Raw genomic sequence first — 10,093 nt, forward strand, 5'->3', positions numbered from 1 at the left:
GTGCGCTGGCGACGGAGACACCCTCATGACAAGCAGAGAACACCGTATTCCCGGCCCCGGGCACCCCATTACGATCAGCCCCTACCACGGCCGCGTGGTGGTGCGCGCGGGCGGGCGCATGCTGGCCGACACCCGGGCTGCACTCACGCTACAGGAAGCATCGTACCCACCGGTGCGCTACATACCTCGCGCGGATGTGGATATGCATCAACTGGCGCGGACCGACCATCACACCTATTGCCCCTACAAAGGCGACTGCGACTACTTCAGCATCCCCGCGGCAGGCGAGCGTGGCATCGATGCGGTATGGACCTATGAGCATCCCTATGACGCCGTGGCTGCGATCGGCCATTACCTGGCGTTCTACGGCACGCGTGTAGACGCCATCGAAGAAACGCCGGAATAGCCTTCCAATGACGCAAAAAAGAAGCCCGGCCATGCCGGGCTTCTTTTTATGAGAAAGGGGTTTCAGCCGCGCCGGCCCTACGGGTGGTGTCGGCCCTTCATGCCATATCGCAGCATTCCCACTCGGGATCGTCTCCATCGAATCGGTAGCACATCACGCCGTATCGGCTCCTTCTGGCCATTGAAACTGATCAAGGCCAACGAAAACTGTTTCCGCAGCGGGGATCGGCCAGAGGCGCTTTGCATACCGGCACGCACTTGAACGACATGCTTTTGGTCCGTGCCCGATAGGTGTGCACTTACCGCCGACGTAGATTTGCGGCGCACTACCTATGCCTTTAGTTAACTGGCGTCCAACGTCTCCGACATAGAGGAAAGAAATTGAACATGGATCGGACCTATCGAAGGAAACGCGTGGCCCTTACCGGTCTCGCGTTTACCGCCCTACTCACCATCGCACCGGTGGCGAGCGCTTCGCAGATCTTCGGCGGCAATGCCTTTTTCGACTGGCAGATCGTCTCCGCCCCTCTATCGGGCCTATCCGACATCACGTTTCCCGAAACATTCGGCGCATTGACTCAGCGCACATCCGGAACGTACGTAGCCTACCAGTTCAATTTCAAGGGTCAGCCGGACGTTGGCTATATAGGCATCCAGCCACGCCCGGACAAGAACGGCCGCGCAAAGCTGCATGCCGCCTTCTCGAGCTTCATCAGTGGCACGATGTCGACTGACGCCGAACACTGCACCAATGGCGCCGAAGGCGGCCCAGGCGTGAGCTGCTCCGTCGAATTCGATGCGGTCTATGGCCATACGTACGCCCTCAAGGTATCCAGGGTAAGCGCCGACACCTGGACGGGCACGGTCACGGATACGGTAACCGGCGCCACGACCCGTATCGGTACCTACGCACTACCTCCCGGCAGCGGGCTATTGAAGCCGACGCAGACCGGCTTCCTGGATTACTACTCGGCAAGCAGTTCTTCCTGCGATTCGATGCAAAAGATCGACGTCCAGTTGGGCCTCCCAACGACAAGCACCGGCCTCATGGGCAAAATGGGGGTGCCCTATGAATACGGGGCGTGCGCAGGAAAGGCGGGCTTCTCGGCCAAGGCTCTGCCAGGGGGCTATCGGATCCAGCGGGGTTCCGTAAGCCCGGCTCAGTCACTATCTCCATCCATCCGGGTCAACGGAACGACGGTCATTGTCACGGACAACGCCTCCGTGCTCTCGGCATCGAACCGCATCGTCGTGGATGTGGATGGCAAGCAAGTGATGGAGAACTATTCGGGCTCCACGTATGGCGGCACCCGCTCGACGGCCGGGACGGTTACGACGATCTCGACGACCGTACCAACGATCAGGGCAGGCAGTGTTGTCTCCGTCTACCTCGCCCCCAACCTTCCCGGCGAGTCTCGCACGGACGAGACCCTCATCCGCAGCTTGACCTACGCTGGCGCTGGCGGCCCGAACATCTCCAATGGCGTCCATTCGATTCGAGTGACGGGCACCGATGTGAACGTTGACCTCGACGCGGCATTTGCTGCGGGCCCGAACCGCGTCATCGTGGACGTGGATGCCACGTACACGATGGAGAACTACGCGGGCACTCCTTACTACAGCCATAGTTCGACGTCGGGAACAACCACGACGATCTCGACCAGCGTACCGACGATCAAGCCCGGTAGCTACATTTCAGTCTACCTTGCGCCGTCCAAGCCGAGCAGCCCGCGCACCGGTCAAACCCTGATCAGCAGTTGGACCTATGCCAGCGGCGTCAACGCGATCCGAATCACGGGCACCGATGTAAACGTTGACCTCGACAAGGCCTTTGCCGCCGGCAAGAACCGAGTCATCGTGGACGTGGATGGCCAGTACTTGATGGAGAACTACGAGGGCAGCGCTTACTACAGCTATAGGTCGACGGTTGGCGCGACCACGACGATCTCGGGCAGCGCACCAACGCTCAAGCCCGGTAGCGTCGTTTCCGTCTACCTTGCACCGTACACGCCGGGCAGCGTGCGCACCGGTCAGACCCTGCTCAGCACTTGGACCATGAGGTAGTTTCGTCCCGCCGCATCTGTCGCTGCGGAGCGCTGTGTTCACGAATCATCCTGATCGTGGCCACTCCCCGCGGATTGAGTAAAAAAAACCCGGCTTAAGCCGGGTTTTTTTACCGTGAACGTTCCCGATTACTCGTTGCCGGCGGGTGCGTCCGGAGCCGTGTCGAGCGAGCCCTCTTCGCCTTCAGCGTTCTCCGCCTCCGCATCCAGACACACCACGCTCACCAGCTTCTCATCCGCAGGCAGACGGATAAGCGTGACACCCTGGGTGTTGCGGCTGAGCTGGGAGACCTCCGCCACGCGGGTACGCACCAGCGTGCCCTGATCGGAAATCAGCATCATCTCGTGCGCCTCGGTAACCTGCGTGGCCGCCACCAGCGCACCATTTCGGTCGGAGCACTGAATGCCGATCACACCCTGCGTGCCGCGGCCCTTCTTGGGGAACTCGTCCAACACCGTGCGCTTGCCATAGCCACGCTCGGTCGCGGTGAGGATGTCGCCTTCGGCAGCCACGATCAGCGAGACCACTTCGGCACCCTCAGCCAGCTTCATGCCGCGCACGCCGGTGGCGGTACGTCCCATGGAGCGCACTTCCGACTCATCGAAGCGCACGGTCTTGCCGTTGGATGCGAACAGCAGCACATCGCTATTGCCATCGGTAAGCGCCACGTTGACCAGCGCATCGCCCTCATCGAGGTTGATGGCGATCTTGCCCTTCTGCAGCTGGAACGCAAACTCGGTCAGCGGCGTCTTCTTCACCGTGCCCTGCTTGGTAGCGAAGAACACGAAACGATCTTCCGTGTACTCGCGTACCGGCAGCACGGCCTGCACCTTCTCACCCTCGCCCAGCGGCAACAGGTTCACCATGGGCTTGCCGCGCGCGTTGGGGCCCGACTCGGGCATCTGGTACACGTTGAGCCAGTACACGCGACCCGTGCTGGTGAAGGTGAGCAACGTGTCATGGGTATTGACCACCCACAACTGCTCGACGAAATCCTCGTCCTTCAGTGCCGACGCGGAACGACCCTTGCCACCACGACGCTGCGCGCGATACGTGCTGGCCGGCTGGCGCTTGACGTAACCGGTGTGCGACAGGGTGACCACCACGTCTTCGGACGCGATAAGGTCGAGGACGTTAAGGTCTTCCTGCGAATGCTGAATCTCGGTGCGACGCTTGTCGCCGAACTCTTCCTTGACAGCTTCCAGTTCCTCGCGAATCACCGAGAGCAGACGGATGGGATCTTCCAGGATCTCGATCAGGCCGCGAATGACTTCGAGCACCTGACGATACTCGTCCGAGAGCTTTTCCTGCTCCAGACCGGTGAGTCGATGCAGGCGCATGGCCAGGATTTCCTGGGCCTGCACTTCGGATAGCTGATAGCCCTCGGCCTTGAGGCCATCGCGCGGGTCCATGTCCTCCGGACGCGATGCCTCGGCACCAGCGGCCTGGAGCAAGGTTGCCACCATGCCCGGCTGCCACTTGCGCTGCACCATGCGTTCACGCGCTTCCTGCGGCGAGGCAGAGCTGCGAATCAGCTCGATCATCTCGTCGATGTTGGCCAACGCAACGGTAAGGCCTTCGAGGATGTGCGCGCGTGCGCGTGCCTTGCGCAGATCGAAAATGGTACGACGCGTCACCACTTCGCGGCGGTGACGGATGAACGCCTCAAGGATGTCCTTGAGGTTCAGCAAACGCGGCTGGCCGTCCAACAGGGCGACCATGTTGATACCGAAGGTAACCTGCAGCTGGGTTTGCTGGAACAGGTTGTTCAGCACCACATCGGCCATCGAATCACGACGGATTTCGATGACCATGCGCATGCCGTCCTTATCGGACTCATCGCGCAGCTCGCTGATGCCTTCGAGCTTCTTTTCCTTGACAAGCTCGGCGATCTTCTCGATCAGGCGAGCCTTGTTCACCTGATACGGCAGCTCGTGGACGATGATCGTCTCGCGGCCATTCGACTCGGTTTCGATCTCGGTACGCGCACGCACCAGAATGCGGCCGCGACCGGTGCGATAGGCCTCGATGATGCCGGACGAACCGTTGATGATGCCTGCGGTCGGGAAATCCGGGCCGGGGATGTACTGCATCAGGTCATCGATCGACAGCGTCGGCTCATCGATCAGGGCGATCGTCGCCGACACCACCTCGGTGAGGTTATGCGGCGGCACATTGGTAGCCATGCCCACGGCGATACCGGCCGAACCGTTGATCAAGAGGTTGGGCACGCGGGTGGGCAGCACCAGCGGTTCGTGTTCGCTTTCGTCGTAGTTAGGACCGAAATCGACCGTGTCCTTGTCGATGTCGGCAAGCAGCTCCTGCGTGAGGCGCGACATACGCACTTCGGTGTAACGCATGGCCGCGGCGTTATCGCCGTCGACCGAACCGAAGTTACCCTGACCGTCGACCAGCATGTAGCGCAGCGAGAACGGTTGGGCCATACGAACGATGGCGTCGTAAACCGACGAGTCGCCGTGCGGGTGGTATTTACCGATGACGTCACCGACCACGCGGGCCGATTTCTTATAGGGCTTGTTCCATGCGTTGCCCAGTTCGTTCATGGCGAACAGGACACGGCGATGTACCGGCTTCAAGCCATCGCGGACATCCGGAAGGGCGCGGCCCACGATCACGCTCATGGCGTAATCGAGATAGCTCTGGCGCATCTCGTCTTCGATGTTGACGCGAATGACTTCTTTGGCGAGTTCTGCCATCAATCGGCTTCCCTGATGAATAAAAGGGTCTCACTGCACGCGCGTTATCGGCGCACAGCCTGGACCTGAAGACAACCTACGAACTGTAACACATTCGCGGTCGAATTGACAGTATTTTTGCTTTAAAAATCAATCACTTACGTTGACGTCTTGGCGCGCTTGAAAAGCACGCCGCGGGCTGTCGCGAAATTGACCAAAGACGCCGCAGCGGAGCTGGCTGCCACCGCCACCGCCGGCCAGCGATGCAGCCATGGATAGAACAGCAAAATGGCGGCGTAAGCGGCGTAATTGACCACCGCGCCCACGCTCATCAGGGCAATCCAATGGGCCCATTCGGTCGCCAGCGAGCGCCCGCTGTGGCGCTGCGCAAAGGTATAGCGGCGGTTCCAGAGCCAGGTCGCCGTGGCCGCCGCCAGAAAGGACACCACGCGTGCGAGATAGGGGTTCCAGTGCCCCCAACTCACCAAGGCCTGCACCACGCCCGCATCGACCACCAGGCCAATGGCACCACCGACGCCAAACAGCAGCACCTGACGACGCAGACTCATCGCCCGAACATGGCCTGCATGGCGAGCGTCGTCGGGCGCTCAATCACGCCACGCTCCGTCACGATGGCATCGATTAGGTCCGCGGGCGTCACGTCGAACACCGGGTTCCAGGCGTCAGCGCCCTCCACCACCGTACGGCGCCCCGCGACAGCCAGTAGTTCGGCGGAGTCACGCAGCTCGATCTCGATGTCTCCGCCGGAAGCCGTCGCCATATCCACCGTGGAGGAAGGCGCCACCACCATGAACTTTACGCCGTGGTGGCGCGCGGCAATGGCCAGCTGATAGGTACCGATCTTGTTCGCGGTATCGCCATTGGCGGCAATACGGTCGGCGCCCACGATGACCCACTGCACCGCACCCGACCGCATCAGGTGCGAGGCGGCGGAATCGGCGATGAGTTTGGCGGGAATGCCGTCGCGCACCAATTCCCACATGGTAAGGCGCGCGCCTTGTTGCCACGGCCGCGTCTCGCCTGCGAAAACCTGCTCGATGCGACCGCTGGCCACGCCCGCGCGAATCACGCCGAGCGCCGTGCCAAAACCTGCGGTCGCCAGCGAACCCGTATTGCAATGGGTCAGCACGCCCGAATGAGGAGCGATCAACGACGCGCCCAATTCGCCCATATGGCGATTGGCCGCGAGATCTTCATCCTGGATGCGCTGGGCTTCGCGCTCCAGCGCGGTGGCATCCGCTCCCGCCACGATGCGCGCCTTCATGCGATCCAACGCCCACATCAGGTTCACTGCGGTAGGCCGGGCAGCCCGCAGCATGGTCAGCGCAGGGTCCAGCGGCTCGCCCTGGCGTGCGGCCAACGCCACACCCCACGCAGCGGCAATGCCGATGGCTGGCGCGCCGCGCACGGCGAGGTCCTTGATGGCCTGAGTTACCTGGGCCGCGTTGGCGCAATCGATCCAGCGCTCCTCCTGCGGCAGCAGGCGCTGATCGAGCAAACGCAGGTGATCGCCTAGCCACTGCACGGCGCGAATGCGGTCGTAACGGTCGTAATCCATAAACTGTCTTGCCAAACGTTGAATAACAACAGCGCGGCTCACGCCGCGCCACGAAACCTCAGGGACCTTCGGGCATGACGATCCAGAGGATCAGATAGGCCACGATGCCGGAGCCGCCAAGCAGGGTGAAAACCACCCATAGCAGGCGCACCAAGGTGGGGTCCCAGCCTAGATAGTCGGCAATGCCGGCGCAGATACCGGCGACCTTTCTGTCGCTGAGCGATCGATGCAGACGCTTTTCCATGACGCTTCCCCTCCCTCGTAAACAGCTCAGTTTCGCGTACTAAGCCACTGATGGATAGCCGGGGGTACTTCGCGCTGGGCGCGGCCCGACACGTAGATGCCGATATGCCCACCCTTGAAAGCGAGCTGGGTGTAGTCGGCCGTACCCACATGGCGCTCCAGCACGCGCGAGGCATCGGGCGGTACCAAGTGATCCTGCTCGGCAAAGATGTTGAGTACCGGCTGCGTAATCATGCCCAGGTCCACCGGTTTTCCACCGATCACCACATCACCCTTGATGAGCTTGTTCTGCTGGTAGAAATCTTTGATGAACTCACGAAACGCCTCGCCCGCCTGATCGGGCGAATCGAAGATCCAGCGCTCCATGCGCAGGAAATTCGTCAGCTCCTTGGGGTTATCCAGGATGTCGACCAGGCCCACGTACTTCTGCTGATTGAGCCGCACCGGCTTGAGCGTGAGATACACCCAGTTGAGCAGTTCGGCGGGGATATTGCCCATGGTGTCGACAAACAAATCGACGTCCATATCGCGGGCCCAGCTCGACAGCATGTTGTCCGGCGTGTGGAAGTCCACCGGCGTCACCATGGTGATCAGGTTCTTCACCTTCTCGCCGTGCGTGGCTGTATAGCAAAGCGAGAACGTACCTCCCTGGCAAATACCCAGCAGGTTGATCGCGCCGACCTCGGCATGCTTGCGCACGGCATCGACGCAACGATCGAGATAACCGTTGATGTAGTCGTCCAGCGATAGCCAACGATCGGCGCCATCTGGATAGCCCCAGTCCAGCAGGTACACGTCCTCGCCTTGCTCAAGCAGGTTGCGAACCAGCGAGCGATCGGCTTGCAGATCGGTCATCCACACGGTGTTGACCAGCGCGTAGACGATCAGCGTGGGCGTTTTGGCGGAAGGGGTGCCCTGCCCCTTCATGCGCCACACCGACAGCTTATCCTCGCGATAGACCAGCTCGCGCGGCGTGTTGGCGTATTCGGGTTCGGGCTGGTGGGCGAGCTGACTCAGTCCCGCGGACAGCTTTCGCTGGAAAGCGGAGATTTCGCCAAGCAACGATGCCGGATCGAGACGAAACGGAGCGAACATGGACGTTCCTTACTTACGCGTGCGCGTTGCGCCGCGCACCACGGACTTGCGGGCCGCGACCGCCGCAGCGGGTTTGACTCGACGCACGCTGGCCTCTTCCTCTTCAGCCACGCGCTTGTTGCTGCGCGTGGCCGGCTTCTTGGCGGTGGCCTTGGTGGCGGCACTGGGTGGATCACCGGCCTTGCCGGCCAGCTCTCGCTTGAGCGCAGCCACCTCGGCCCGCAGCGCAGTCACTTCGTCGGACGCCTGCCCCGCCGCGCCGGCACGCAATTCGCGGCGCAACTCATGCAAGCGCTTGCTGATAGCGGTGACTTCGCTGCGCGTAGGCATGCCCAGCTCGCGACACACGGCGTCGAGCTGCTGCTGTTGCAGCTGACGCACACGGCCCTGCGCGTTGACCATCTCGCCATAGACATGGCGAAACTCTTCCGACAGCGCGATCTGCGCATAGGCGTCTTCGGCACCGTCTACCCACAGGTCGTAGAGGGCCTTGAGCGACTCGACCTGGCGCGCCGAATCGCCGAACTCGTTCAACCTGGCCTGCAGCTTCTCCAGACCTTCGGTATTGGCACGCTGGATCAACACTTGATACTTGCCGGCCCAATCCAGGTACTCACGCATGGCAGCGGCCAGCGCCTGTTGCTGCAGTTGACGCTCGCGCGTGTAACCAAACGCAGCGAAATGCTCCAGGTCGATGCCGCCAAGGTTCGGCGAACCGGCCTGCGTGGCCTGCCACCAGGCTTGCCATTGCTGGGCAAAGCCACGCGCGGCATCACTCTCGATACCGGCAAAGGCCTGTGCGAAGGGCTGCCCGCCCAGGCTGGCGAACAGTTGTTGCATGGATTGCTGCCAGTCACCCGGGGCCTGCCCCAAGCCGCTGCCTGCCGCTCCCTGCAACCAATCGCCGTAACTTTTGAGAGCGGCCATGCTGCGCGCAAGGACATCCGCGCCCGCCCCGGGGTGTGCGCCCGGCGCCGCAGCGCCCCCCAGCGGATTCGCCGTGGCGGCTTGCTGCAGGTAACGGGTCCAGGCATTCCAGGATTGCTGCGCCATCGCCTGGTAATCCTTCAACAAATCACTTGCCGGGTCGGCCATGCCCACATCCTCAGTACGCTCCAGCCATCCTAGCAAAAGCGGGTTGCAGCAGACGCAAAAAGCCCATTAGTTGCGACATCGATGCATGTTGCGGCGCACGAAAAACGAAAGCCCGGCACAGGGCCGGGCTTTCGCGACTTCTTACTGCCGTAAGGCTTAGGCGTTGGCGCCTTCGTCCTCGGCCACGGCCTTCATGGACAGGCGGATACGGCCCTGCTTATCCACTTCCAGCACCTTGACCTTGACGATGTCGCCTTCCTTCAGCTTGTCCGACACCTTCTCCACACGCTCGCTGGAAATCTGCGAGACGTGCACCAGGCCGTCCTTGCCCGGCATGATGGTGACGAATGCGCCGAAGTCCATCAGCTTGGCGACCTTGCCCTCATAGATGCGGCCCGGCTCGACGTCGGACACGATCTGCTCGATGCGTGCCTTGGCAGCGTTGGCAGCCTCACGGTTCACCGACGCGATGACCACGGTGCCGTCGTCGCTGATGTCGATGGTGGTACCGGTTTCTTCGGTAATCGAGCGGATGGTGGCGCCGCCCTTGCCGATAACTTCGCGGATCTTGTCCGGATGGATCTTGATGGTGAGCAGGCGCGGGGCGTACTCGCTCATCTCCGAACGGGCGGTGGTGATGACCTTGGCCATCTCGCCGAGGATATGCAGACGACCCTGCTTGGCCTGGGCCAGCGCGGTACGCATGATTTCTTCGGTGATACCGTCGATCTTGATATCCATCTGCAGCGCGGAAATGCCGTCGGCACTGCCGGCCACCTTGAAGTCCATGTCGCCCAGGTGATCTTCATCACCCAGGATGTCCGACAGCACGACAAAGTCGTTGCCTTCCTTCACCAGGCCCATGGCGATACCCGCCACCGGAGCCTTGAGCGGAATGCCCGCGTCCATCATGGCC

9 protein-coding genes are annotated in these 10,093 nt (G+C 61.8%); 2 read left to right on the forward strand and 7 right to left on the reverse strand.

Annotation, left to right across the window (positions count from 1 at the left end; translation table 11 throughout):
* Window positions 1-25 precede the first annotated feature (25 nt).
* Together JHD67_RS15150 and JHD67_RS15155 are read left to right on the forward strand one after the other, a co-directional pair.
* Entirely contained in the window at window positions 26-406 is a 381-nt protein-coding gene (locus JHD67_RS15150; RefSeq protein ID WP_199100066.1) for a DUF427 domain-containing protein, read from the forward strand.
* 386 nt (window positions 407-792) lie between these two features.
* On the forward strand, window positions 793-2,469 hold the full coding sequence (locus JHD67_RS15155; RefSeq protein ID WP_199100067.1) for a hypothetical protein: 1,677 nt from the start codon (window positions 793-795) through the stop codon (window positions 2,467-2,469).
* 128 nt (window positions 2,470-2,597) lie between these two features.
* Here JHD67_RS15155 and gyrA read toward each other — a convergent pair whose 3' ends face one another.
* From gyrA to JHD67_RS15190, 7 genes are all read right to left on the reverse strand, one after another.
* Window positions 2,598-5,186, reverse strand: a complete 2,589-nt coding sequence (gene gyrA, locus JHD67_RS15160; RefSeq protein ID WP_199100068.1) for a DNA gyrase subunit A — start codon at window positions 5,184-5,186, stop codon at window positions 2,598-2,600.
* 137 nt (window positions 5,187-5,323) lie between these two features.
* A complete protein-coding gene (locus JHD67_RS15165) occupies window positions 5,324-5,734 on the reverse strand; it encodes a GtrA family protein (protein WP_199100069.1) in 411 nt (136 codons plus the stop codon).
* A complete protein-coding gene (gene mtnA, locus JHD67_RS15170; protein ID WP_199100070.1) occupies window positions 5,731-6,744 on the reverse strand; it encodes an S-methyl-5-thioribose-1-phosphate isomerase in 1,014 nt (337 codons plus the stop codon). The genes JHD67_RS15165 and mtnA overlap by 4 nt, the downstream gene beginning before the upstream one ends.
* A gap of 58 nt (window positions 6,745-6,802) precedes the next feature.
* Window positions 6,803-6,988, reverse strand: coding sequence for a PspC domain-containing protein (locus JHD67_RS15175; protein WP_199100071.1), 186 nt, complete (start codon window positions 6,986-6,988; stop codon window positions 6,803-6,805).
* Between the two features lie 26 nt (window positions 6,989-7,014).
* On the reverse strand, window positions 7,015-8,082 hold the full coding sequence (gene phaC / locus JHD67_RS15180) for a class III poly(R)-hydroxyalkanoic acid synthase subunit PhaC (RefSeq protein ID WP_199100072.1): 1,068 nt from the start codon (window positions 8,080-8,082) through the stop codon (window positions 7,015-7,017).
* 9 nt (window positions 8,083-8,091) lie between these two features.
* The gene (locus tag JHD67_RS15185) at window positions 8,092-9,177 is read right to left on the reverse strand and encodes a poly(R)-hydroxyalkanoic acid synthase subunit PhaE (protein ID WP_199100073.1); all 1,086 of its coding nucleotides are present in this window, start codon (window positions 9,175-9,177) and stop codon (window positions 8,092-8,094) included.
* A 156-nt stretch (window positions 9,178-9,333) separates the two neighbouring features.
* On the reverse strand, window positions 9,334-10,093 hold a 760-nt coding region (locus JHD67_RS15190; protein WP_199100074.1), incomplete at its 5' end, for a S1 RNA-binding domain-containing protein.

This window comes from Dyella sp. ASV21 (assembly GCF_016428975.1).
In the GTDB taxonomy this organism is placed as follows: Bacteria; Pseudomonadota; Gammaproteobacteria; order Xanthomonadales; family Rhodanobacteraceae; genus Dyella.

What these genes read in the sequence shown, in the direction of transcription:
- JHD67_RS15155 (WP_199100067.1), top strand. Translation starts at nt 793, where the DNA reads ATGGATCGGACCTATCGAAGGAAACGCGTGGCCCTTACCGGTCTCGCG.
- JHD67_RS15185 (WP_199100073.1), bottom strand. Translation starts at nt 9,177, where the DNA reads ATGGCCGACCCGGCAAGTGATTTGTTGAAGGATTACCAGGCGATGGCG.
- JHD67_RS15175 (WP_199100071.1), bottom strand. Translation starts at nt 6,988, where the DNA reads ATGGAAAAGCGTCTGCATCGATCGCTCAGCGACAGAAAGGTCGCCGGT.
- gyrA (WP_199100068.1), bottom strand. Translation starts at nt 5,186, where the DNA reads ATGGCAGAACTCGCCAAAGAAGTCATTCGCGTCAACATCGAAGACGAG.
- JHD67_RS15165 (WP_199100069.1), bottom strand. Translation starts at nt 5,734, where the DNA reads ATGAGTCTGCGTCGTCAGGTGCTGCTGTTTGGCGTCGGTGGTGCCATT.
- phaC (WP_199100072.1), bottom strand. Translation starts at nt 8,082, where the DNA reads ATGTTCGCTCCGTTTCGTCTCGATCCGGCATCGTTGCTTGGCGAAATC.
- mtnA (WP_199100070.1), bottom strand. Translation starts at nt 6,744, where the DNA reads ATGGATTACGACCGTTACGACCGCATTCGCGCCGTGCAGTGGCTAGGC.
- JHD67_RS15150 (WP_199100066.1), top strand. Translation starts at nt 26, where the DNA reads ATGACAAGCAGAGAACACCGTATTCCCGGCCCCGGGCACCCCATTACG.